The organism is Brevibacillus schisleri, from assembly GCF_055685845.1.
Genome location: NZ_JBVNDM010000001.1, coordinates 6,021,629 through 6,045,194, shown reverse-complemented (window position 1 = coordinate 6,045,194; position 23,566 = coordinate 6,021,629). Strand labels below are relative to the sequence as shown.

Here is a 23,566-nt window from a genome sequence, read left to right as displayed (position 1 = left end):
GAGGATGGTAATCAGATGCGGATTAATGAACCTAACCGTGTCGGGATGATTAATGCTTACAACAAGACGGGCAACAACCAGGTAGGCAAAAGCGGCAAAATCCCGATGGGCAAGGATGAAGTGAACATTTCCACAGAAGCATTGGAAATGCAAAGGCAAGTAGAAGATGTCAATTCTCCACAACGTCGGGAAAAAGTGGAGCAGTTAAAAAAGCAAGTGGAGGAAGGAAAATATCACGTCTCAAGTGAGCGGATCGCTGATAAGCTCCTTTCTTTTTGGAAGAAGCTGTAACACAGATCAAATGAGGCTTTTTTGAATAAGCCTCTTTGAATAGTTTTCGATGGAAGATGAGGAGAAGCAAGGATGAATAGACTCTACGATCTGCTCGACAACTTGATCCAGTTGCACAAAGCCTTGTACACCTTAGCTATGCACAAGAAAGATGTGCTGGTAAAAGGGGATGTGGATGAACTAGTAGCCATAACACGACAGGAGCAAAAATTGATCAAGGGCGTCACAGAAGCTGAAGCAGCCCGCCAGCAAGTAGTAACAGAACTAACAGCACAGAAGGGCTTTGCGCTGCAAGAAGGCACACTGGCTGAATTGATCAAGTTGACGACCAGTGCGGAAGAGAAAATGCGCCTCACTTCCAGTCGTAATGAGCTAAGCCGGATTGTGACCGAACTGCGCGAGGCTAACGACCTGAATCAGCAGTTACTGGAGCAATCCCTTTCTTTTGTAAACATGACGCTTGATCTGATAACGGATACACCTGAGGACGACTTTATCTACGGAAGACCAACCTCGGATACATATCGTCAGCCAAATCGAACTTTTTTCAACAAAAAAGCATAAAGAGGTGTCGAAATGCGCTCTACTTTTCATGGATTAGAACTGGGAAAACGAGGCCTGTTTGCTCAACAATCTGCTTTAAATACAACTGGACACAACATTTCTAATGCGAATACAGAAGGCTATTCACGCCAACGGGTTAACATGGTAGCTACTCCTGGTCTTCCTTATGTGGGATTGAATATGAGTAGAGAAGCTGGCTTGCTTGGGACAGGTGTTATGGTAACTGATGTTCAGCGCATGCGTGAAGGATTTTTAGATACTCAATATCGGAATGAAGTTAAGTCACAAGGTTACTGGGACGAACGAGTGGATGTATTGCAGAAAATTGAGGCAATCTACCAAGAACCTTCTGAGACGGGGTTGCAAAAAGTGATGGATCAAATGTGGCAGGCATGGCAGGATCTATCCAAAGATCCTATTAACCCGTCTGCACGTGCAGTTGTTCGAGAGCGATCTGTAGCAGTTGCGGAAACATTCTCCAGTCTGTACAAGCAATTAGACGAAGTCCATAGTGATATGGATAAAATGGTTGGGACTAAAGCGTTCGAGCTTAATTCTCTCGCTTCGCAAATCGCCTCTGTCAACAAGATGATTAATGACGTTGTACCACATGGTTATGTCCCGAATGATCTGTACGATCAAAGAGACGTGCTAATCGACAAGGTGGCCAAGATGTTACCCGTTACGGTAACTAACGGAGATAACGGTATGGTCAATATCCAGGTAGATGGACGTGATCTGGTTACTGGAAGTACTGCGAGCCCCGTAACAGCTGTAAGAAACCCGGTAACTGGAGTAAACGATCTGACAATCAGTGGGGCTCAGTATATTCCAACCTCTGGTTCAATGGCTGCTATGCTTGAGGGTAGGGATGTGTTGGTTCCAAGCACTATGAAACGTCTCGATCTTTTGGCGATTAACCTGACGAAAGAGATCAATGATGTTCACCAATCAGGTTTGAGTATTAGCGATATCAAAAACGGTACGGCTCAACAAATACCATTCTTCGTTGATGGTACGAAAGGTGCACCGAATTATCCAACTAGAGCAACCAATATCAAAATTAACCCTGCCATTTTGAATAGCTTGGACGCTATTGCAGCAGCCAAACCAGAAGGTGGCGTTGGTAATACTGGTAACAATGAAAACGCTTTGGCTATGGCAGCGATTAAATTCAAGGTAATTTCGGCAGGAGTCGGCCCGAATGATTTTAAAGAGGCCACAACATTGGACGATTTTTACCGATATACCGTAGGCGAAACAGGCGTTATGGGACAAGAAGCAATTCGGAATCAAAAGAATGCTGAAAAGTTGGTTGGTATGGTAGAGGGTCAGCGCGAGTCCATTAAAGGCGTTTCTATTGACGAAGAGATGTCCAACCTTGTGAAATATCAACATGCTTATAACGCGGCAGCAAGATCAATTACTTCGGTTGACGAGATTCTGGATAAAATCATCAATGGCATGGGCCGTGTCGGTCTGTAAGCCAGTGGGGGAGTATAACAAATGGCAATGCGTGTAACACAGAACATGTTGAACAATAATATGCTCCGTAATTTGAATAACTCTATGGGGAGTATGGATAAGCTGCAAGAAATGCTTTCTTCGGGTAAAAAGGTTTCCAAACCCTCCGATGATCCAGTAGTAGTAGTAAGAGGAATGTTTTATCGTTCTTCACTCATGGAAAACGAGCAGTTTACAAAGAATACTTCTGAAGGGTTGAGTTGGCTAGATACTACGGATCAGGCATTAGATGAAGTCGGAAACGTCTTGAAACGGGTTCAAGAATTGCTTGTGCAATCAGGAAACGGGTCGATGTCCAAGGATGATTTGAAAATGATGGCTATGGAGATAAAAGAAATAAAGAATCACGTTGGTCATGTTTCAAATCAGACTGTAAATGGTCGTCATATTTTTGCAGGCTCGGATACGCAGAATCCTCCTTATGATGTGGCAACAGGTAAATTTATAAATACAAACAGTACCCCGGTCCGTTTAGAGGTTAGCGAAGATACATTTGTTCCTATCAATATTAATGCACAAAATGTGTTTAATAATCCTGCTACAAATAATGTATTTGATTTACTAGACAAGGTGATTGTTGAACTGGAAAATGGAAAGTCTGCAGCAGTTTATAGCGATGATGTCTCTCAACAAATGGATAACGTATTGACGGAACGTTCAACTTTAGGGGCACGGGTTAACCGTTTGGAATTAGTAGAAGATCGTCTTTCTAAAAGTGAGGTTTCCATTACTGGTCTAATGACTAAAAATGAAGATGCTGACGCTGCAGAAGTAATGACAGACCTTAAAGCGCAGGAAAATGTGCACCGTGCTGCACTCTCATCGGGTGCAAGAATCATTCAGCCTACATTAATAGATTTTCTTCGTTAGCCGGGAATAAGGGGATGAAGATATGGCCATTGCTAGTTTGAGGATGGAGAGCGCTTTTGCAAGAATAGGCTTAAATATTCAAAAGCCCGTACAAGAAATTGAACAACCAAAAGCAGATTTGAGCCTTAGTCAAAAACCGGCTATTATGGAAATAAAACAAGAGCCGGGTACTATGACAATTGATTCTAGTCGAGCACGTTATAACTCTGGTATTCCTACTGCTTCTGAAGTTAGTGACGACAATGCCGGGTTCGGCAAGCAGCAAGGATTTGAAGCTATTGCTCGAATTAGCGAAGAAGGAGATCAGCTTCGTGCGATCGAGAATAGACAAGATCCAATACCGCAACAAGCTGCTATGAAGATGGAATTACCCACGACCCCTTTAACCACTCCTTTGCTTCCGGACGAAGGAGTGAACGTATCTTATCAGAGAGGTAACTTGGACATTAAGGTACAGACGAGAGGATATCAAAACGAGACAAGAATTCAGTCACCAATACTGAAATACACCCCGGGAGATGTCCAGGTTTACATGCAGCAATACAACCGTTTGAATATTGAGGTGGTTGACCGCCAAGTCAATCGGCTGATTTAAGAAGGGGTAACGAAATGAAAAAGACTGCTAACCATGTGCCGGAAATAGGGAAAGTATATTTCGAAGAAGGAATTCCGGGTTTTTCCCATTTGCAATTTTTTCAACTTATGCAAGAGGAGGCCGGAACGCCCTTCTATTTATTACAATCGATGGAAGATAATTCAGTTGCTTTTTGGGTAGTGGAGCCATTCGAATTGTTTACAGATTATCAGTTTGAATTGAAAGCGCAAGTTACGAAAGACCTTCGACTAGCTGACGACACCTCATTAGTGGTTCTAAATATTGTAACCTCCAGACAAGGAAGTATAACTGCCAATCTGAAGGCACCGATTGTCATAAACATCGAGAATAGGATGGCTAAACAAGTCATTCTTGATGAAGATTTCGAAGTCCAGCATTCGTTCTTGAAGAAAAGTGCGAAGCCGGGGGGTGGATGATAGCATGCTTGTACTCTCCCGGAAAAAGAATGAGTCAATCATGATTGGTGATTCAATTGAGATCAAAATCCTTTCAATAGAAGGAGACTCGATTCGTTTAGGGATTGAGGCTCCAAAAGATGTAGCTGTGTATCGGAAAGAGATTTATATCGCAATCACAGAGGAAAATCTTCAAGCATCACGCAGAAATATAGATTGGAATGCCTTGAAAGATCTAATGGACCATGCAAAGGAAAATGATTAATAAAAAACTACTAATTTTTTCTCAAAAAGCAAAAAAGGTATAAAGTCTTGGTTCAATGCTTCCGATAATATAAATGTAAGGGTAAGAGAGCAAGCGCGCGATTGCTTTCATACCTGATATAATGTATAGCCACACGGATGTGGCTCTCGAAATCAAGGAGGAATAGAACATGATTATCAACCACAATATGTCTGCAATGAACACTCACCGTCAACTGGGTGTAAACACTGGTGCTCTCTCCAAAAACGTAGAGAAATTGTCTTCTGGCTACCGTATCAACCGTGCTGCTGACGATGCTGCTGGTCTCTCCATCTCTGAGCGTATGCGTTCCCAAATCCGCGGTATGGATCAAGCAGCTCGCAATGCGCAAGACGGTATCTCTCTGGTACAAACAGCTGAGGGTGCTCTGCAAACAGTTAACAACATCCTGGTTCGCGTAAAAGAACTGGCAACTCAAGCTGCTAACGGAACTTACGATAAAACTAACGACCTGGCTCGCATCAACGAAGAAATCGGTGAGCTGGCAAAAGAAGTAACAAACATTAAGGACAACACTAAATTCAACGGTATCAAACTGTTGGATGGTTCCCAAGATGTTACACTGCAAATCGGTATTGAATCTGCTCAAACGCTGACTTTGACTGCTGCTAGCTTCGACATTAGCGCAGTAGACACTGCTTTTGCTGGTTACCAATTTGCTGACCAAACTGCTGCAAATGGTAAATTGGCAGATATCGAAGATCAAATCAACAAAGTGAGCTCCGCACGTTCTTACTTGGGTGCTAACCAAAACCGTTTGGAGAACTCCATTAACAACCTGAATACAACTGCTGAAAACCTGCAAGCAGCTGAATCCCGTATCCGTGACTTGGATATGGCGAAAGAGCAAATGGCTTTCACTAAGAACAACATTCTTACTCAAGCTTCCCAAGCTATGCTTGCTCAAGCTAACCAACTGCCACAAGGTGTTCTGCAACTGTTGCGTTAATCATTTTAAAGAAAAAAGAGAGCAAGCAATCCTTGCTCTCTTTTTTTTCTATCTGAAAGGAAACTGATTATGAAAGTTTCTGCATGTGTTATTACTAAGAACGAAGAACAAAATCTGCCTGCTTGCTTGGAAAGTGTAAAAGGGATTGCTTCTGAAATTGTTGTTGTTGATACAGGGTCTACTGACGGTACGGTCGCGGTCGCTAAAAAGTATCAGGCATCGGTCTATCACTTTGATTGGATCGATGATTTTTCTGCGGCTCGTAACTTTGCTTTATCTAAGGCAAGTGGAAACTGGATCATTTTTTTGGACGCTGATGAGTTTCTTTCGCAGGATTCTATCAAACATATGATAAGCATGCTGAATAAAGCAGAGGAACAAAACAGAGATTTTATTTTAGGGATGATTGTTAATATAGATAAATCAGTCCAAAAGACGATTAATGCCTCTTTGCATATTAGAATTTTTCGCAACGATCCAAGTATTCGATATGTAGGTGCCATTCATGAAAGAGTGATGAAAAACGGTGGTCCTATGAAGATATTCGATGCAAAGGATCAACTATCCATAATTCACACCGGATATTCACAAGAGATCGTTCAGAGTAAGAATAAGAGCGAGAGAAACCTGCAGTTATTATTCAAAGAGTGGGATAATCATCCGAATCGGAGTGATTTGGCTTTTTATATCTCAGAATCATACATGATTAACCAGAGTTTTGAGGAAGCACTTACATATGCTCAAAAAGCATTGCAGTTTCAAAATGCAACACTGGTTGGGCTTTATGAGAAAAATTATGTCAATGTAATTAATTGTATGCTCAAATTGGAGTACCCTCAGAGTAAGATTACGGAGACCATTCATGCAGCTATCTCGAGTCATCCTGAGTATCCGGACTTTTATTTCTTCTTAGGTGATATATATCGGGCCTCCAATCGTACTCGTGATGCAATTGAGGCATTCAATGAGGGAATTGAGCGATCGACTAAGTTATCTATGGCTCAATCAAGTGCCTATTTCAATGCAACTAAAGTATTAACAATCATAGGACAGCTTTATCTTTCTTTAAACGATTTACCACAAAGTGTGGAGAGTTTTGTAAAAGCAATTCAACTCGATAAAGCGAACTATCGAAGCTTGACTGAAATGTTAAAAGTTTTCTCTCTCCATGAATCATGGGAAAATACCTTATCAGTTATCTCGAGTTTGTATGACGTTCGAGATGATCCTAGGGATATCCTGTTACTGTTGAATGCTTCTGTGGAAGTAGGAAATAAAGAATTAGCTAGCCACTTTTATGGACTTTTACATGATCCGACGACAATTGCGCAATCAAAGGTATATGCGCAATACCAAATGTTACAGGGAAAATATGTACAGGCAGCAGCACTGTTCCAAGATAGATTTCTTCAATCCAATCATATTGAAGACAGGGTAAACATGGTGGTTGCCGCATTCCTATCTGCGGATGTTACATATTTAGACAGTGTTTCCCAGCTCATGACACCTTCTCTACTCGCCCTTATTAATCGAGCGGAACAGGGGATTGACCCAGAAGAATTCTCCTACTTTATCCACGCACTAATTAGACTAAATTGTTGGGAGCAGCTATTAGAATACGCTGAGCTGATTGACCAGTATCAACAATTGTTGATTACGGCGGAGTGTTTCTACGAAAATCAGGCATATAACTTTGCCATAGAATTCTATCAGTTTTATTTGGAAAAAGAATCAGACACACTAACAAAATCAACTATAAGTGCCATATTGATCAAAATGGCCAAATGTTTGTATTTGCTTGGTGATTGGGAGCAAGCAATTTCTCTATTGAAAGAGGCACAGATGTTAAATCCTAATGAGTATGCTGTTTACGAATGGCAGCTCACGATCTTGATGAGGGTAAGAGATTTAGCTGGTGCAGCTCAAGTATCGCAAGCAGCTATGCAATATTACCCAGATTCACCTTATTTAAAATCTATTATTACTCATTAATTATTAACTGATCTTATGATTCGGAGGATTCTTTATGCCTACCGTTAGCCTTACTATGATCGTAAAGAATGAGGAAAAATATTTGGCTCGCTGCTTACAAAGTGTAGTCAATTTGGTTGATGAAATGATTATCGTTGATACAGGGTCAACAGACAAAACCAAGTTCATTGCCGAACAGTTCGGAGCAAAAATTTACGATTATCATTGGGATAACCATTTTGCAAATGCTCGCAATTTCGCTTTACAAAAAGCAAATAGTGACTGGAATCTTGTTTTAGACGCCGATGAATACCTTGTAGGTGAGGCTGAGAAGAGCTTGCGGTTCTTCATCGAAACGAAAAGAGCGATCGGACGTGTACTGATCGTTAGTAAATACTTAGATAATGGTGAAGTAAAGTACTCACGGCAGTTAGCGTCAAGACTGTTTCCAAAAGGGGTATATTACAAGGGACGTATCCATGAACAAGTTGTTTCGGATTTGCCACATTTCGCAACCTCTATTGAGTTACACCATTCTGGCTATTACGAGACAGATAAAACGAATAGAAACTTACCCTTGCTGCTGTTGGAATGCGAAGATCAGCCTGATAATCCATACATTTTGTATCATATAGCGATTAATGAGAAAAACCGAAAAAACTACAGTGCAGCAGACCAATATTATGAAAAAGCATACTCCTTACTGACTGGGGAAGAAGGCTATGCCCCAGTATTAGTAGTCGACTACTTATACAATATTATGGCAAATGGCAATCTAGATAAGGGAATTACTATTATTGACAAGGAAAAGAAGCGCCTCTCTCATTTTCCAGATTTTCATTTTGTTAAAGGCTTGTTTTTTATGGATTATGTCCAGAAAGATTTGGAAAACCGGCTCCACATGATTGATTGGATTGAAGAGTCGTATCTGACCTGCATTGAGTTAGGGGAAAGCAATCATAATGATAGCGTGGTTGGAGTAGGGAGTTTTCTTGCGGCATATAATCTTGGGGTGTTGTATGAATTATTTGGAATCATAAATAAGGCTGAGCATTACTATCGGGAGGCCTCAAACTGTGGCTATCAGCCAGCAGAAGAGAGATTGAATCAATTACAACTACTCATGTGACAAATATTTACGATAGATGTATCAAATTTTTATACTAGGGTGCCGATACTTACAGTAAAGGGATGAAATAGGGGAGATAAAGATGGAAATTAACTCGTTGAAATACCCGGGGAAATTGCCAGGGTTAGATCTTCAATCGGGGGAAGCTACTAAAAGCGTACGAGATATTCCAAAAGAACCGGTACCAGTAGCACAAGAGAGAGATAGAATTAAAAAAGAGCTAGATACCCTGAACAAATTTATGCAGAACAGTAGCACTCACTTGAAATTTACGATGCATGAAAAATTGAACGAATTTTATGTGCAAATTGTTGATGATCACACGAATGAAGTAGTACGAGAAGTACCATCAAGAAAAGTGTTAGACATGGTTGCTCAGTTTCATGAAATGATAGGGCTCCTTGTGGACAAAAAAGTTTAGGAGGTAATCAAATGGTTAGTCCGATTCGCATTGGTGGGATGGCTTCAGGCCTCGACACTGAAAAAATTGTAAAAGACTTAATGAAAGCTGAGAGAGAACCTCTCAACAAACTGCTTCGCAAAAAGCAGCAAGAGGAATGGAGAAGAGATAGTTATCGTGACATGAATAAATTATTGTACGATTTCCAAAGATCTTTGGATTCGTTACGTTTTGCTTCGAATATTACGAAGAAAAAAGCTACCTCTGATAATGAGTCAGCTGTCTCAGTGGTTACGAAAAGTACACCATCACTGAGTAACTATTCTATTAAAGTAAACAAGTTGGCTCAACCAGCGGTGCCGGCTTCAGCTCAATTACAAGTTGATCCTTCGATTTCTGGTTCTACATCCGCAATTGGCAGCAGCTTTGAATTTGAAATTGCAAGTAGTGGAGGTTCGGGGGCTTCAAAGATTACGGTTGATGCGAATGACACTATTGATAAAGTAATTTCGACAATTAACCAGTCAGGGTCCGGTGTTAGCGCAACCTATTTCAACAATAGCATTGTTTTAACTTCAAGTAATGGCTCAACTTTTGATGTGAAAGTGACAAATGGTGACGGAAGCAAGCTAGGGATGGGGAACCTCAACAATGTTACTAGCTCAAATGCGGGTACGCCAGGTGTTGGAGCAGAAGTTGAAATTAATGGAATTAAGCAAACTATTTCTGGCAATACGTTTATGTATGATGGTATTGAGATAACAGTAAAGCAAGTAACAACTACTCCATCAACCATCTCCGTAAAAACCGATGGAGATGCATTATTTGACACACTTAAAAACTTTGTGGATAAATATAATCAATTAATTGATACAGTAAATGGGAAAATTTCTGAGAAGAAGAATAAAGGCTATCAGCCGCTTCTTGACGAAGAAAAAGAAAGTCTTCCAGAGAAAACAGCGGAGAAATTGGAGAATATGGCGAAGAGCGGGATTCTTCAAAGGGATCCGATTTTGTCAAACGTGCTGGATTCAATGCGGATGGCTTTATCATCCAAATTGAATGGAGCAGATCCATTGTTTGATACGCTAAGCGAAATTGGAATCACAGGTGCACCGAATGGAAAGTATGCGTATCTTGAAAAAGGAAAGCTCTATATAAATGAGAATAAGTTACGTGAAGCTATAGAAAAAGATACAGATAAAGTTATTAACCTCTTTACTCAATATAACAAGAATGATATTGGAAAAACAGGTTTGGCTCAGAGATTATATGATAAAATAGATATTGCAGTGAAGCAGTTATCAGAGAAGGCCGGTAGCACGACAACTACAACTGATACAAGTGTACTTAGCCGAAACATAGAGACTCTTAATAAAGATATTAAACGTTGGGAAGATCGTTTGAAGGACATGGAAAATCGTTATTGGAAGAAATTTTCGGCGATGGAAAAGGCTATGGCGAAGACCCAGTCTCAAGGTACATGGTTTGCCAATATGCTTGGTGGATCACAATAAGGGGAGATGCTTGTGTTACAAAATGCTGCACAGTCCTATCAAACAAACCAGGCAACAACTGCAACGCCAGCGGAACTAACTTTTATGTTATACAATGGCGCCCTTAAATTTTTGAAGTTAGCAAAAGCAGGAATTCAAAAAAAAGATGTTGAGCTAATCAATAATTCTTGCCAAAGGGTACAAAGTATCATTAATGAATTGATTGTTACGCTAAATGATGAGTATCCAATATCCCAGCAGTTTCGAACGATGTACGACTATATGCTGAGAAGAACGATCGAAGCGAATGTACGCAAAGACATCGAAGCTATTGAAGAAGTAGAGGGCTTTTTTCTTCAGTTCAGAGATACGTGGAAGGAAGCTATGGTATTGGCGAAAAACAGGGGATAACACATGAGTATTAAACCTAGCGAACTACAGAGGTTAGCTTCGACAATTCTGCATATTACACGTGAGCTTGAAAAAAGTATTTTACTTGAAGAATCTGAGCCTGAGACGTGGAATAGCTTGTTAGAAGAGAGACAACAGGTGATGGACCAAATTGATTTGCTTCTTGAAAAGGGAGGCAATCTAGAGGCATCTGCTCTCCAGAATTTGCAAGAAGCATTTGGAATTGACCAAAAGCTGTATCCGTTAATGAACAAAGAAAGAAACTCCATCGAAGAAAAGATGAAGGAACTCAATCAGATAAAAGTGGCTTCAAACAGGTATAACAATTTATCTAATCTCTCAGGCTATGGAGCATTTTTTGATACCAAAAATTAAGGTCTATAATATTTCTGATAGAATCAACTGCCTCTGACCGAAGCAGTTGATTTTTTTATTTTTAGTTACATATTTATATATTTGTAAGGATTATTCTATTATTGCCTCTTAAGTTCCTAAAAAAAACAGATAAAAAAACCGATAATACAAACGAAGAAGATAGGCAAATTGTCATTGTGCACCAGTGATAAAAGTAGTAACTTCCAGAAAAAAACAGTGGCATATTTGCTATTGTTTTTTATAAACCAATTAGGAGGAGAAAGAATGGGTAATTTCAAGAAGAACATCATGATTATGCTTGCCTTGCTTCTTGGATTTGTTGGATTTCCAGCGTCAACAACTCATGCAGCCGTTAATGATTATTTGACGGTAGCAAAAAGAGTAAATCCAACATCCATAACTACTGAACAAGAAGCAGAGGTTAGTCTAAGCATTCAAGGCACACCGCCAGTGAATGTAGTACAGCCTAACGATGTTATCCTTATCATCGACAAATCAGGCAGTATGCGCCCAGAAAGCAATAACGGCGAAGACAAGATGGCAGCGGCTAAGGAAGCTGCAAAAGGCTTTATTGATCTAATGGATTTTACGAAACATCAAGTTGGTATTGTTGATTTCAGTTTTACTAATAGTATTGGTACCTTCGATCTGACAACGGATGCAGCAGCGGCAAAAAGCTATGTCGATTCCATTAATGCAAATGGAGGCACTGCTACCGGAGACGCAATTGATAAGGCTATTAACCTATTGCAGAATCACAGGCCGGAAGCGCATCCTGTCATTGTTATCATGACGGATGGGGACGCAACGGAACCAAGGAATAATGCATATAATTATGCCAAGGAAAAAGCACAAGCGGCAAAAGATGCAGGGATTGTTTTCTATACCATTGCATTATTGAAATCTACGGAGAACCCTGATATTAGCGGTCCTAACCTACTACTAAAAGAAATGGCAACGACATCTGCACATCACCATTTCGTTCTGGGTTCTACTGGTTTGAAAGAAATTTACGCAGCAATCGTTAAGGAAATTGGATTGGCTTCAGCATACGATGTGACTATTACTGATGTAGTAGGATCTGATTTTGAAATTGTTCCAGGTTCTTATGATAACAACATTCCAAAGCCAGAAGTAAATGGAAGTACTTTGACGTGGAAGATTGCGGAATTGAAGAACACGGAACTTACTTTTACTTATAAAGTTAAACCTAAAGATGTAAACAAAGCAGGCAATCTCCCATTAACACATTCAGATTCCAAGATTACTTATAAGGATTACGCAGGATCAAGTCGTAGCAAACTTATTCCAAGTCTTACACTCCAAGTAAAACTTCCTGCACCAATTATTACTTCAATTGCTCCCAATAAAGGGCCAGTTGCTGGTGGAGGAACAGTAACAATTCAAGGGGAAAAATTTGTAAGTGGTGCTAAAGTTCAATTTGGAAGTAATTTTGCAACTGAAGTTAAAGTTGTAAGTCCGAATGAAATTACTGCTATTGTTCCTGCTGGTGCTCAAGGAAAAGCTGCAGTAACTGTTACGAATCCTGACGGGCAAAAGGCGACAAGTGAGTACAACTACGAAGCAAATCCAGTTATTTCCACTATAGAACCGAATAGCGGTCCTTTAGTTGGTGGAAATGTTGTCAGTTTTAAAGGTAATAATTTTATGAACGGTGTGAAGGTTACATTCGGAGGAAAAGTCTCTGAACTTAACATGTACACATCTTCTAGCTATTTCAAGGTAACTGTGCCTGCAGGTGATAAGGCTGGAGCAGTAGATATTGTTCTTACGAATCCAGATGGTACGACAGTAACTCTACCAAACGGTTATACCTATGTTGAACCACCTGTAGAGAAATTGGAAATTACAAATGTGAATCCAAATACTGGTGAACTCATCGGTGGAGAGTCTGTTGTTATTGATGGAAAATTGATTGACCCGGCAGTGAAAATATTCTTTGGGGACAAAGAAGCAGAACTGCAGACTTACTATTCGAATTCTCGTATTAAAGTAAAAGTGCCGACTGGGGCAGTTGCTGGACCGGTAGATGTTAAGATAGTCAATCCGGATGGCAAGGAAGCAATTGTTAAAGCAGGTTATACTTATAAACCCGCTCCCATCATCCCTGCTCCAGAAATTACAACGATTTTGCCTGAAAGTGGATTGTTAAAAGGTGGAGAAACTATTGTAATTAACGGAAAAAATTTTAAAAGCGGTTTGAAAGTATTCTTTGGAAGTGTAGAAGCGAAGGTACAATCACTTTATACAGATACTAAGATTACGATTATTACTCCTGCGGGGACTGTTGCAGGAGGGGTAGATGTTAAAGTTGTAAATCCTGACCAGCAGCAAGCAGTCAAAATTAATGGTTATAATTACTTGGAAACACTGCCGGCAGTAGCACCAACGATTACAAACCTAACCCCTAACAGTGGTCCAACGGAAGGCGGCACCGTTGTATACATCGATGGTAAAGATTTTGTCGATGGTTTAAAAGTATACTTTGGTACTGTAGAAGCTCCTGTTGGCGCTTTCTATTCAAGTTCCCGGATTAAAGTAACTTCTCCAGTTTCCGCGGTTGATGGAGATGTAGATGTGAAAGTTATCAATCCTGATACTTTGGAAGGGGTCAGTCCTAAGGCATTTAAGTATATAGCTCCACCACCACCACAAGCACCTAGTATTGCGAAGGTTTCGCCAAACAGTGGTCTTGTGGCAGGAGGAACTGTCGTTTATATTGATGGAGCTAATTTTGTAAATGGATTAAAAGTATACTTTGGTGATCAAGAAGCACCAGTAAACACTTTCTATTCTAGTATTCGTCTCAAAGTAACAGCTCCAGCATCTGCCGTAGATGGGGCTGTCAATGTTAAAATCGTAAACCCTGATAAACTAGAAGGTGTACATGTTGGGGGATACACTTACATGCTCCCACCACCTGAACCAGTTACGATCACAAAGATCACACCGAATACGGGATTGACAGTCGGTGGTGAACTTGTCACCATCGATGGGGTTAATTTCAAACCAGGCGCCACTGTGAAATTTGGTGCGGAAGTTGCTCAGATTGACTACTTCTACGGTAGCAATAGAGTCCGTGTGAAAGCACCTGCTTCAAACGGTTACGAAGGCTCGGTTGATGTAACGCTAACTAACACAGATACACAGACTTTTACTTACACGAATGGTTATACTTACGCACAGCCTGTTCCAGAAATCACTAACATCTCCCCTAACCATGGCCCGATGGCAGGAGGAACAGTGGTATATGTTGACGGTAAGAACTTTGATCCGACTATGAATGTAACCATCGGCGGACAATCCGTTCCTATTACTACTTTTTACAGTAGCACGCGGATAAAAGTTACAACCCCGGCTAGTGGAGCACCTGGAGAAGTACCTGTAATTATTACACTGGCTACTGGAGCGACAGCTAAAGGCACATTTACTTATGACACACCACCGGTAGCGCCTCCACCAGCAATTACAAAGGTTAATCCGAATTATGGTCCTATTGCTGGAGGAACTATTATCTATGTGGATGGTACCGGCTTCCAGAATGGTATCCAAGTATTCTTTGATGGAGTACAAGGAGAGCTTGTAACGTATTACAGTAGCAATCGTTTGAAAATCAAATCCCCTGCAGGCTCTGGAGCGGGAACTGTTCAAATTAAGCTCATCAATCCTGATGGAAAAGAGAGCAATACATCTCCATTTGAGTACAGGTAAATCTAAAAGATCGTCAAGGCCAACCCTTGGCGATCTTCTTTAAAATCTAAGGCAAACAAAAAAGCAGGTAGGTCAAATATCTGACTACCTGCTAATGTGTTTATTATAGCGATCATAAACAAAAAGATATGTTTGTTCCTTACATTTTTAAATCAATGGTTTTTCCTAACAGTGGATGAGATGCCTGTACGACTTGTTGAGAGTTTTGCTGCATTGCCCCTAACATCGTATCCATTTGTGCTTGAGCCACTTCCTGAACCTGCTTAGTCAAACTAAGACTAACAGCTTGTTTCAATTGTATCGCGTTCATAGATGGTCACCTCTTTGCTAGATTTGCCTTACCCTATCTTTATCGGCATTTCATGTATCTTCCTTACATAATCCAATCGAATGTTTGTCTCATCTCGCTTCCACCATCTGCTATAATTTAAGAACAACTTGCTGAAAAACTAGGAAGGTGAAACACTTGTGTCCACAAAACGCCGCTCACTCGTCTTAATCGGAGCCGTCCTCCTCATCTTCATACACGCGGTCTACCTAAACGGAACCTTATCGGACCTCCTCAACGTAACCGCCGTCGAGCTAGTCGCGCTCTCCGTAGTCATGTCCTACGCAGTTAAACGCAAGCATCTCGACTTGAAAAAAATCTGGCGCCTGCTCATTCACGGTCGGCAAAGCAACGTCGAAGAAACGATCAAGCGCTTCTACTACTACGCGCTCGTCCAAAAGGAACAGGGCCATATCGCGCTCGAAAAGGAGCTGCAACAAGAATCCGATTCGTTTGTCCAGCGAGGTTGCTTACTGGCGGTCGAGGGTGTTCCCGAAGAAGAGCTGCGTCTGATCCTGGAGAACGAGCTCAAGGGCGAGCAGTATCGCTACCAACAGTCAGCAGGGTTCTTCCGTCTGATCAGCTTGCTGGCACCGGGGATGGGGCTGGTCGGTACGCTCTTGGGGATGACAGGTGTACTGAAGTCGCTAGAAGACATGGCCTTGACCGGACACAGCCTGAGCGCAGCGGTCGTGGCGACGTTGTATGGCGCGCTCTTGGCGAACTTGTTCGCGTTGCCATGCTACTACCGCCTGATGGATCTGTACGACCGGGAAATGTTTGAAAAACGTCTTTTCATCGAAGGGTGTGTCGGTCTCCAGCGCATGGAGACACCACGCTTGTTGTTTGAAAAGCTGAACTCCTTCTTGCCAGGTGACCAAAAGCTGGTGCTGATTAAAGAAGCAGGCAGCATGAAGGGCACGATTGAAAGGCAGGACCGCTATGCATGACGAACGGCTATACGACGAAAAAGAGCTAGAAAAAAGCTGGCTGCTTAGCTACAGTGACCTGATTACGTTGTTGTTCGTGATCGTGATTATTATTGCGGCGACACAGACGAAGAGCATTCAGTCACAAAAGGAAGATGTCCAAAAGGAAAAAGCGAGCTTGGAGAAGGTGCATGAGAGTCTCGATCTGCTCAACCTGCAAAAGCTGGAGCTGCAGCGAGAGGTCTACCAATTGGAGGCTCGCCAGAAGGAGCTCAAGGGCGAAAAAGGAAAAGAAGGCTCCGAAGACACCGTAAACGTGCCGAAGCGGCCGATGGGCATGTCTGACTCGAGTGAGCGCGATATGGAGACGGTACGCAATCAGCTATCCTCCGCTTTGGCTGAGCTGAATCTCGACTACGAGGAGACCGAAGAAGGCTTGCGTATCCGTTTGCCGGAAACGATCTTGTTTACGAGTGGTTCGGCAGACCTACAGACCCAAGGGAAGCAAGTCGTCGGGACGGTAGCAGGGGTTTTGAAGCGTTTTGAGCACAAGGTGCGAATCGAGGGCTACACAGATGATGTGCCGATATCTCGTAGTTCCTTCCAATCCAACTGGGAGCTATCCTCAGCGCGCGCGATCTCTGTCATGCGTGAAATGGTGGATGCTAACTCCTTACCCGCGTCTCGCTTTACAGTGGCTGGCTTGGGCGAGTACAAACCGCTTGTGGATAACTCCAACGCGGAGAACCGTGCGAAGAATCGCCGGGTAGAGATCGTGATTTTGGGGGAAAAAGAATAATTCATTATTTTCAGATAAAAGCAGGATTTTTATATGCAGGATAGAACTATATCCCGTATATATGAATCCTGTTTTTTTGCTGCTAAATATACTTATTTTCCCATTTCTTTCCCCTTACTTTCGTACTAAAGTGGCAGAATATACAGGAAAATAGTTATGCCCAGCTTGTGCACAAGGGTATGTGGATAATGTGGATAACTCTGTGGAGAACGCAAAAAATCCGTAATTTCCATGTGGACATTGCTGGGGACAAAATGGGCAGATAGAGAGACACAAGGGGGATTTCGAGATGCGTATCGGGACAAATTGGTTCAAATCGCTCGCGTTGGTCGTCGGTGTGGGGATGCTCCTCGCAGGCTGTGGATCGGGTGGTCAGCAAACGTCTGGTAGTGGCGGAGCGAGTGGTGGTTCGGGTGACAAGGTTTACGTAGTGGGTACAGATGCGGCATATCCACCGTTCCAAATGCTTGAGGCAGACAAGATTAGTGGCCATGACATCGATGTGATGAACGCGATCGCAGAAGCTGGCGGATTCAAGATCGAGTGGAAAAACACCGGGTGGGACCCACTTTTTGATGGACTGGACAAAGGGACGGTTGATATTGGGATCTCGTCTATCACGATTACAGAGAAGCGCAAGGAGAAATACGATTTTTCGGACTCATACTTTGAAGCGAATCAACTCATTCTGGTAGCGGAAGATTCTCCAGTGACGAAGCTGGCAGATTTGAAAGGGAAGAAGATCGGGGTTCAAGCTGCGACTACGGGTGAAGAAGTGGTCAAAAAAGCGTTTGGAGATACGTATGAAGGCTTGAAGGGCTATGATGATATGCCATCCTCCGTCGATGACTTCTTTAATGGTCGAGTCGATGCAGTGATTGGCGACAATGGGGTTTTGTCATACTACGTGAATAAAGTAAAAGATAAGAAGTTTAAGCTGATAAAAGATGATTCCTTTGAAAAGGAATTTTACGGAATTATCGTGAAAAAGGGCAATGCCGATGCGATTAACAAAATCAACGACGGATTGAAAAAGATAAAAGAAAATGGAAAGCTGCAGGAAATTTACACCCAGTACTTTGGCAATAAGTAGGCAGCAAAATGGCCGGGTGCGTCTTTCGACGTAGCCGGCGTTTGTTCGCAGCTTGGCTTGCTGACAGGAAGAAGGGAGGATGAGCCATTGGACTGGAGTGTCATCTACGACTACCGTGAACTGTTTATCCGAGGCATCATGAATACGATTTTACTAACGGCAGTGGCTACGGTTTGCGGAACATTTTTGGGGTTGTTCATCAGCTTGGGCAAAATGTCCTCCAAGCGAATCTTGCGTTGGACCTGTTCGATTTACGTAGAGCTGTTTCGGGGAACTCCGATGCTGGTCCAAATTTTGCTGATTCATTTTGCGGTGATTCCGTCGATTTGGGGTATTCTGTATCCGGGAGCGAGCAGCCCGGAAGCGATTTATTCAGGCTTCGTCGCGCTTTCACTCAATGCGGCTGCCTATATGGCGGAAATCTTTCGGGCCGGCATCCAATCAATTGATCCGGGACAAATGGAAGCGGCACGATCACTTGGCATGAACAAGGGCCTTGCGATGCGCCAAATTATACTTCCGCAAGCGTTTACACGAATGCTGCCTGCGATCGGAAATGAGTTTATTGCTCTTTTGAAAGATTCATCTCTTCTGGCAGTAATCGCGACACCGGAATTAAACTACGCAGCCATGAACGTGGCGAAAAGTACATTTGAGCGCTATCCCCCGTATTTAACGGAGGCGGCTGTTTACCTGGTGCTTACGTTGTTCTTGTCCCGTGTAGTCGTGAGAGGACTAGAGAAAAAATATTCCACGCGGTAGTGAGTGAGCCTGTGAAGACGAAACAATAGCAAAATCCCCCTGATTCCTTAATCGGACAGGGGGATTCGTTTTTTTTCACGTGTTTAACTGATCATTCTTTGAATGCGTAGCGAACGCTGGAGTCTCAGGTCTATAAATTCATCCCCTCTACGAACGAGAGGGCGCATCGGCTCATCAGTATGAATCATAATGATTTCGACGTGGTCGCCATTGTTCAAAAGCGCATGGGAGCCGACGTAAAGTAAGATAATGTAATGGATAAAACGAGACACAATCATCGGATTTAATTGGCCTGTACAAGCTGACTCCCACAGAATATTCGCGGCTTCAAAGGGAGAGGTTCCCTTCCGATACACGCGATCTGTGCATATCGCATCAAATGTGTCTGCGACACTGATGATTTGGCATTCAAAAGGGATGCCATCTTTTTTTTGTCCGAGAGGATATCCACTTCCATCCCAACGTTCGTGGTGCATCAGGGCGCACTGTGCCAGCAAGTTGTCGGCATCGTCCATGGTGCGCAGAAGCTCGTAGCCGTATACGGTATGCTTTTTCATTATCGTATATTCTTCGTCTGTCAAACGTTCTGGCTTGGACAGTAGCTCATCGGGAATTTTCATCTTGCCGATGTCATGAAGAAGACCTGCAAGGCCCAAAAAATGAACATCACGTTGCGGCAATCCTATGATTTTTCCGATTAAAGCTGCCACGATACCTACATGCAGGGAGTGGCGATACGTATAGCTTTCTGTTCCTTCATTCAAATAAATGAAGCGCAGAAATCTCATGTGATGAAGAACTTGATCGAGCATAGGGTGAACAGCGTCGCTAAATTGTTGCAGTTTGGGAGTACCCCCATTTGCGAGCTGGTTAAATAAATACTCGGTTTTTTGTACGGCCACCATATAGGCCTTTGCAGCCTCCGACTCACTCCAATAAAGGAGAGGGAAGGGCATTTCGGGTGCTTCCGAGTCTGTAGTAACGTGTACGGCTTCTACCTGGTGGGCCTCTAGTAGTCGTATATCACTAAGATGAAGGATTGCACCAGCGGGTAGTAAAAGCAGCCCGTATTCATTGTAGACGTCTTGAGCGAGCGTTGTTCCGATAAGTGAATGGGAAGGTTTTACCTCTGCCATGAGGACTCCTCCAGTGCGATGTACGACCGCGATATAGGATGGGATGATTACATGTCCTATTATAGCATAGGGAATCTAGTAAGTATTGGTAAAATAATGTCGGATATTGATGGTTTGTAAAAGATTTGCAAAGATTTTTTTAAGCTGAGTGGAAGGATTATTTACAGAGGTGGCGAATACGTATGTATAGACGGAAGGAGGTTGGAACCATGAAATTTAACATTCGTGGAGAAAACATTCAAGTCACCGCTGCACTTAGAGAATATGTCGAAAAGAAAGTCGGCCGTCTGGAAAAATATTTTGAAACTCCACAGCCTACAGAAGTACAAGTCACCATGCATGTACACAGAGGAGAAGGCACGATCGAGGTAACGATCCCGTTGAGTGGGGTGATTATCCGAGCGGAGGAAACGCACGAAGATATGTATGCTGCTATCGATCTGGTAGTAGAAAAGCTGGAACGTCAGATTCGCAAACACAAAACGAAGCTGATGAGGAAGCTTCGAGTGGATTCGACTGGAAGAATCGCACAGCGTGAGAGTCAGCCAGTAGCAGTCATGATCCCGGATGTGGATGAGGAGGATATCGACATCGATATCGTTCGAACCAAACGCTTCGATCTGAAGCCGATGGATGCACAGGAAGCGGTCATGCAGATGGATATGCTGGGACACAGCTTCTTCGTTTTCCAAAACAGTGACACCAATGACGTCAGTGTGGTGTATCGCCGCAATGATGGGCGTTACGGATTGATCGAACCAAAATAACGAAACTTTACACATTCTCATTCGTATAAGACTAGGGAGTTGCTATTGGCAACTCCCTTTACTTGTGTAGAGGATGCTCTATTTGATAAAATACCTTTTTAGAAAGTATTATTTTCGTAGAATCGGTATCCTTTTTTATTATTGGACTCATGCCGGCTTGTGCATTTTTGTTTGGCAGTATATGGAAGGGGTGTCCTCATGCTAGGACTCGTTAAAAAGATATTCGGCGATAGCAATGAACGCGAAGTAAAGAAAATGTTTAAGCGTGTAGAAAGTATCAACGCGCTGGAACCAACGATTAAGGCACTCTCGGATGACCAATTGCGGGAGAAGACAGCTGAGTTTAAGGCTCGCTTGGCAAATGGAGAAGAACTGGACAAAATTTTGAATGAAGCGTTTGCCGTTGTACGTGAAGCGTCGATCCGTGTACTGGGCATGCGTCACTTCGACGTCCAGATGATTGGTGGTATGGTGCTTCAGGAAGGTCGTATCTCCGAGATGAAGACGGGGGAAGGTAAAACGCTGGTTGCGACACTGGCGACATACCTGAATGCCCTGATGGGAAAAGGCGTGCACGTCGTTACCGTGAACGAATACTTGGCTGAGCGTGACTCGAACATCATGGGTAAACTGTATAACTTCCTCGGGCTGACAGTCGGTTTGAACAAGAATGGACTGAACCCAGAAGAAAAGCGGGAAGCATACGCATGTGATATTACGTATGGTACGAACAATGAGTTTGGCTTCGATTACTTGCGTGACAATATGGTTCTGTACAAGGAACAAATGGTGCAACGTCCACTCTTCTTCGCTATCATCGACGAGGTGGACAGCATTTTGATTGACGAAGCACGTACGCCGTTGATCATCTCCGGTTCTGCTAACAAATCGACAGAGCTGTACTACATCTGCTCGCATTTTGTGAAGCGCTTGGAAGAAGAAAAAGATTTCACAATCGATGAGAAGCTGAAAATCGTCAACCTCACAGATGATGGTGTAAGCAAAGTCGAACAGGCATTCAACATCGACAACCTGTACGATACGGCACATATCACGTTGAACCACCACATTACGGCCGCGTTGAAAGCACAAGTGCTGTTCAAGCGCGATGTCGATTATGTGGTGCAGGAAGGCGAAGTGGTGATCGTCGATGAGTTCACCGGCCGTCTGATGGTTGGACGTCGCTACAGCGATGGCTTGCACCAAGCGATTGAAGCCAAAGAAGGTCTGCGTGTTCAGAGCGAGAGCATGACACTGGCGACCATTACCTTGCAAAACTACTTCCGTATGTATGAGAAGCTGGCGGGTATGACAGGTACAGCGAAGACGGAAGAAGAAGAGTTCAAAAAGATTTACGGTCTCGATGTTGTGGTTATTCCAACGAATAAGCCAGTACAGCGTGTCGATTCACCTGACCTTGTTTTCAAAACAGAGGCAGCTAAATATCGTGCGGTTGTAAACGACATTGTGGAGCGTCACAAAAAGGGCCAACCGATCCTGGTAGGTACCATTTCCATCGAAAACTCGGAGCGCTTGTCCCAAATGCTGAAGCAAAAAGGCGTACCGCATAACGTATTGAACGCGAAGCAGCATGAGCGCGAGGCAGAAATTGTTGCACGTGCAGGTGTGTACGGAGCGGTGACCATTGCCACAAACATGGCGGGTCGTGGTACGGACATTCAGCTTGGCGAAGGTGTTGCGGAGCTGGGCGGTCTTCATATTATCGGTACAGAACGCCACGAGAGCCGCCGGATTGACAATCAGCTGCGCGGTCGTGCCGGTCGTCAGGGGGACCCGGGTTCATCCCAGTTCTTCCTCTCGATGCAAGATGAGCTCATGCGTCGTTTCGGTGCGGACAATATCATGAATATGATGGATCGTTTGGGTATGGAAGAGGATATGCCGATCGAGAGCCGCCTGGTTACTCGTGCGGTAGAATCCGCGCAGAAGCGTGTAGAGGGATCGAACTTCGATGCACGTAAAGGCGTTCTCCAGTACGACGACGTGATGAATCAGCAGCGTCTGGTTGTCTATAAACAGCGTAAAGACATCCTGGAGCAGGAAAACCTCAGCGATGTTGCTTTGAATATGATCTACGCAGTGATGGAGCGTGCAGTGTCTCTGCATTGCCCAAAAGAAGAGGTACCAGAGGATTGGGATCTGCAAGCATTGGCCGATGCTGCCAATAATGGATTCCTCTATGAAGAAACGATTACGGCTAAAATGCTGAAAGGCATGGAAGCAGAGGAAATTCTCGAGCTGTTGAAAGCAGAAGTTGATAAGCAGTACAAACAGCGTGAAGAAGAAATCGGCGAATCGATTCGCGAGTTTGAAAAAGTCGTTATTCTGCGTGCTGTCGACAGCAAGTGGATGGATCACATCGATGCAATGGATCAGTTGCGTCAAGGGATTCACCTGCGCGCCTACGCACAAAACGATCCGCTTCGTGAGTACCAGTTCGAAGGATACGAAATGTATCAAGGTATGCTGGCTGCTGTTCAGGAAGAAGTCGCTATGTATATCATGAAGGCCGAAGTTAGCCAAAACTTGGAGCGTCAAGATGTCATTCGCGGTCAAGGAATCGATCCGGACAACTTGCAAACCTCCGGACCATCTGATCGTCCAGATCCGGAGACCTCCGGTGATGCTGATCGGAAAAACCGTGCACAGCGTCGCGCTCAGGAGCAGGAACGCAAACGCCAAAATAAGAAACAATAAGCAATAA

23 protein-coding genes are annotated in these 23,566 nt (G+C 43.2%); 21 read left to right on the top strand and 2 right to left on the bottom strand.

Going from position 1 to position 23,566, the window contains the following annotated elements; genetic code table 11:
- The first annotated feature begins 15 nt into the window (after window positions 1-15).
- From flgM to ACUUHJ_RS28570, 15 genes are all read left to right on the top strand, one after another.
- The gene (gene flgM / locus ACUUHJ_RS28640) at window positions 16-291 is read left to right on the top strand and encodes a flagellar biosynthesis anti-sigma factor FlgM (protein ID WP_106838057.1); all 276 of its coding nucleotides are present in this window, start codon (window positions 16-18) and stop codon (window positions 289-291) included.
- A 72-nt stretch (window positions 292-363) separates the two neighbouring features.
- Window positions 364-855, top strand: a complete 492-nt coding sequence (locus tag ACUUHJ_RS28635; RefSeq protein WP_472300672.1) for a flagellar protein FlgN — start codon at window positions 364-366, stop codon at window positions 853-855.
- A 12-nt stretch (window positions 856-867) separates the two neighbouring features.
- Window positions 868-2,340: a flagellar hook-associated protein FlgK gene (flgK, locus tag ACUUHJ_RS28630; RefSeq protein WP_472300670.1), complete on the top strand. Its 1,473-nt coding sequence runs from the start codon at window positions 868-870 to the stop codon at window positions 2,338-2,340.
- Between the two features lie 21 nt (window positions 2,341-2,361).
- Entirely contained in the window at window positions 2,362-3,249 is an 888-nt protein-coding gene (flgL, locus tag ACUUHJ_RS28625) for a flagellar hook-associated protein FlgL (protein WP_472300668.1), read from the top strand.
- Between the two features lie 22 nt (window positions 3,250-3,271).
- Window positions 3,272-3,844 carry a DUF6470 family protein gene (locus ACUUHJ_RS28620; protein WP_472300667.1) on the top strand — a complete coding sequence of 191 codons (573 nt, stop codon included), beginning with the start codon at window positions 3,272-3,274 and terminating at the stop codon, window positions 3,842-3,844.
- Between the two features lie 14 nt (window positions 3,845-3,858).
- The gene (fliW, locus tag ACUUHJ_RS28615; protein WP_472300666.1) at window positions 3,859-4,281 is read left to right on the top strand and encodes a flagellar assembly protein FliW; all 423 of its coding nucleotides are present in this window, start codon (window positions 3,859-3,861) and stop codon (window positions 4,279-4,281) included.
- A gap of 4 nt (window positions 4,282-4,285) precedes the next feature.
- The gene (gene csrA, locus ACUUHJ_RS28610) at window positions 4,286-4,525 is read left to right on the top strand and encodes a carbon storage regulator CsrA (protein WP_088909702.1); all 240 of its coding nucleotides are present in this window, start codon (window positions 4,286-4,288) and stop codon (window positions 4,523-4,525) included.
- A gap of 169 nt (window positions 4,526-4,694) precedes the next feature.
- A complete protein-coding gene (locus tag ACUUHJ_RS28605; protein WP_472300665.1) occupies window positions 4,695-5,513 on the top strand; it encodes a flagellin N-terminal helical domain-containing protein in 819 nt (272 codons plus the stop codon).
- 69 nt (window positions 5,514-5,582) lie between these two features.
- Complete coding sequence (locus ACUUHJ_RS28600; RefSeq protein ID WP_472300664.1) at window positions 5,583-7,505, top strand: glycosyltransferase; 1,923 nt, start codon at window positions 5,583-5,585, stop codon at window positions 7,503-7,505.
- A gap of 34 nt (window positions 7,506-7,539) precedes the next feature.
- A complete protein-coding gene (locus ACUUHJ_RS28595; RefSeq protein ID WP_472300663.1) occupies window positions 7,540-8,613 on the top strand; it encodes a glycosyltransferase family 2 protein in 1,074 nt (357 codons plus the stop codon).
- 82 nt (window positions 8,614-8,695) lie between these two features.
- Window positions 8,696-9,034, top strand: coding sequence for a flagellar protein FlaG (locus tag ACUUHJ_RS28590; protein WP_472300661.1), 339 nt, complete (start codon window positions 8,696-8,698; stop codon window positions 9,032-9,034).
- An 11-nt stretch (window positions 9,035-9,045) separates the two neighbouring features.
- Window positions 9,046-10,530, top strand: a complete 1,485-nt coding sequence (fliD, locus tag ACUUHJ_RS28585; RefSeq protein ID WP_472300660.1) for a flagellar filament capping protein FliD — start codon at window positions 9,046-9,048, stop codon at window positions 10,528-10,530.
- Window positions 10,531-10,542: 12 nt separating this feature from the next.
- Window positions 10,543-10,920, top strand: coding sequence for a flagellar export chaperone FliS (gene fliS, locus ACUUHJ_RS28580; RefSeq protein WP_472300659.1), 378 nt, complete (start codon window positions 10,543-10,545; stop codon window positions 10,918-10,920).
- Window positions 10,921-10,923: 3 nt separating this feature from the next.
- A complete protein-coding gene (locus ACUUHJ_RS28575) occupies window positions 10,924-11,295 on the top strand; it encodes a hypothetical protein (RefSeq protein ID WP_472300658.1) in 372 nt (123 codons plus the stop codon).
- A gap of 264 nt (window positions 11,296-11,559) precedes the next feature.
- Window positions 11,560-15,027, top strand: coding sequence for an IPT/TIG domain-containing protein (locus tag ACUUHJ_RS28570; RefSeq protein ID WP_472300657.1), 3,468 nt, complete (start codon window positions 11,560-11,562; stop codon window positions 15,025-15,027).
- A 139-nt stretch (window positions 15,028-15,166) separates the two neighbouring features.
- Here ACUUHJ_RS28570 and ACUUHJ_RS28565 read toward each other — a convergent pair whose 3' ends face one another.
- Entirely contained in the window at window positions 15,167-15,337 is a 171-nt protein-coding gene (locus tag ACUUHJ_RS28565) for a putative motility protein (protein ID WP_472300656.1), read from the bottom strand.
- A 158-nt stretch (window positions 15,338-15,495) separates the two neighbouring features.
- Here ACUUHJ_RS28565 and ACUUHJ_RS28560 point away from each other — a divergent pair, with 158 nt between their 5' ends.
- The 4 genes from ACUUHJ_RS28560 to ACUUHJ_RS28545 all read left to right on the top strand — a co-directional run bounded on the left by ACUUHJ_RS28560 (window position 15,496) and on the right by ACUUHJ_RS28545 (window position 18,938).
- Window positions 15,496-16,305 (top strand): motility protein A, encoded by an 810-nt coding sequence (locus tag ACUUHJ_RS28560; protein ID WP_472300655.1) that lies wholly within the window; start codon window positions 15,496-15,498, stop codon window positions 16,303-16,305.
- On the top strand, window positions 16,298-17,083 hold the full coding sequence (locus ACUUHJ_RS28555; protein WP_289674872.1) for an OmpA/MotB family protein: 786 nt from the start codon (window positions 16,298-16,300) through the stop codon (window positions 17,081-17,083). The genes ACUUHJ_RS28560 and ACUUHJ_RS28555 overlap by 8 nt, the downstream gene beginning before the upstream one ends.
- A gap of 289 nt (window positions 17,084-17,372) precedes the next feature.
- Window positions 17,373-18,176: a basic amino acid ABC transporter substrate-binding protein gene (locus tag ACUUHJ_RS28550; RefSeq protein ID WP_142497944.1), complete on the top strand. Its 804-nt coding sequence runs from the start codon at window positions 17,373-17,375 to the stop codon at window positions 18,174-18,176.
- 87 nt (window positions 18,177-18,263) lie between these two features.
- On the top strand, window positions 18,264-18,938 hold the full coding sequence (locus tag ACUUHJ_RS28545) for an amino acid ABC transporter permease (protein ID WP_064200463.1): 675 nt from the start codon (window positions 18,264-18,266) through the stop codon (window positions 18,936-18,938).
- Window positions 18,939-19,021: 83 nt separating this feature from the next.
- On the opposite strand, the gene ACUUHJ_RS28540 is transcribed toward ACUUHJ_RS28545, so the two are convergent.
- Window positions 19,022-20,074 carry an HD-GYP domain-containing protein gene (locus ACUUHJ_RS28540; protein ID WP_472300654.1) on the bottom strand — a complete coding sequence of 351 codons (1,053 nt, stop codon included), beginning with the start codon at window positions 20,072-20,074 and terminating at the stop codon, window positions 19,022-19,024.
- A 209-nt stretch (window positions 20,075-20,283) separates the two neighbouring features.
- Here ACUUHJ_RS28540 and hpf point away from each other — a divergent pair, with 209 nt between their 5' ends.
- Together hpf and secA are read left to right on the top strand one after the other, a co-directional pair.
- Entirely contained in the window at window positions 20,284-20,841 is a 558-nt protein-coding gene (gene hpf, locus ACUUHJ_RS28535; RefSeq protein WP_015893536.1) for a ribosome hibernation-promoting factor, HPF/YfiA family, read from the top strand.
- Window positions 20,842-21,039: 198 nt separating this feature from the next.
- Entirely contained in the window at window positions 21,040-23,559 is a 2,520-nt protein-coding gene (gene secA, locus ACUUHJ_RS28530; protein ID WP_472300652.1) for a preprotein translocase subunit SecA, read from the top strand.
- Window positions 23,560-23,566: the final 7 nt, after the last annotated feature.

Bases quoted from the DNA above. Each gene is read 5' to 3' on its own strand.
- fliD (WP_472300660.1), top strand. From the start codon at position 9,046: ATGGTTAGTCCGATTCGCATTGGTGGGATGGCTTCAGGCCTCGACACT.
- ACUUHJ_RS28575 (WP_472300658.1), top strand. From the start codon at position 10,924: ATGAGTATTAAACCTAGCGAACTACAGAGGTTAGCTTCGACAATTCTG.
- flgK (WP_472300670.1), top strand. From the start codon at position 868: ATGCGCTCTACTTTTCATGGATTAGAACTGGGAAAACGAGGCCTGTTT.
- ACUUHJ_RS28620 (WP_472300667.1), top strand. From the start codon at position 3,272: ATGGCCATTGCTAGTTTGAGGATGGAGAGCGCTTTTGCAAGAATAGGC.
- ACUUHJ_RS28540 (WP_472300654.1), bottom strand. From the start codon at position 20,074: ATGGCAGAGGTAAAACCTTCCCATTCACTTATCGGAACAACGCTCGCT.
- secA (WP_472300652.1), top strand. From the start codon at position 21,040: ATGCTAGGACTCGTTAAAAAGATATTCGGCGATAGCAATGAACGCGAA.
- flgL (WP_472300668.1), top strand. From the start codon at position 2,362: ATGGCAATGCGTGTAACACAGAACATGTTGAACAATAATATGCTCCGT.
- flgM (WP_106838057.1), top strand. From the start codon at position 16: ATGCGGATTAATGAACCTAACCGTGTCGGGATGATTAATGCTTACAAC.
- ACUUHJ_RS28555 (WP_289674872.1), top strand. From the start codon at position 16,298: ATGCATGACGAACGGCTATACGACGAAAAAGAGCTAGAAAAAAGCTGG.
- hpf (WP_015893536.1), top strand. From the start codon at position 20,284: ATGAAATTTAACATTCGTGGAGAAAACATTCAAGTCACCGCTGCACTT.
- ACUUHJ_RS28600 (WP_472300664.1), top strand. From the start codon at position 5,583: ATGAAAGTTTCTGCATGTGTTATTACTAAGAACGAAGAACAAAATCTG.
- ACUUHJ_RS28570 (WP_472300657.1), top strand. From the start codon at position 11,560: ATGGGTAATTTCAAGAAGAACATCATGATTATGCTTGCCTTGCTTCTT.
- ACUUHJ_RS28565 (WP_472300656.1), bottom strand. From the start codon at position 15,337: ATGAACGCGATACAATTGAAACAAGCTGTTAGTCTTAGTTTGACTAAG.
- ACUUHJ_RS28635 (WP_472300672.1), top strand. From the start codon at position 364: ATGAATAGACTCTACGATCTGCTCGACAACTTGATCCAGTTGCACAAA.
- csrA (WP_088909702.1), top strand. From the start codon at position 4,286: ATGCTTGTACTCTCCCGGAAAAAGAATGAGTCAATCATGATTGGTGAT.
- ACUUHJ_RS28590 (WP_472300661.1), top strand. From the start codon at position 8,696: ATGGAAATTAACTCGTTGAAATACCCGGGGAAATTGCCAGGGTTAGAT.
- ACUUHJ_RS28605 (WP_472300665.1), top strand. From the start codon at position 4,695: ATGATTATCAACCACAATATGTCTGCAATGAACACTCACCGTCAACTG.
- ACUUHJ_RS28595 (WP_472300663.1), top strand. From the start codon at position 7,540: ATGCCTACCGTTAGCCTTACTATGATCGTAAAGAATGAGGAAAAATAT.
- fliW (WP_472300666.1), top strand. From the start codon at position 3,859: ATGAAAAAGACTGCTAACCATGTGCCGGAAATAGGGAAAGTATATTTC.
- ACUUHJ_RS28550 (WP_142497944.1), top strand. From the start codon at position 17,373: ATGCGTATCGGGACAAATTGGTTCAAATCGCTCGCGTTGGTCGTCGGT.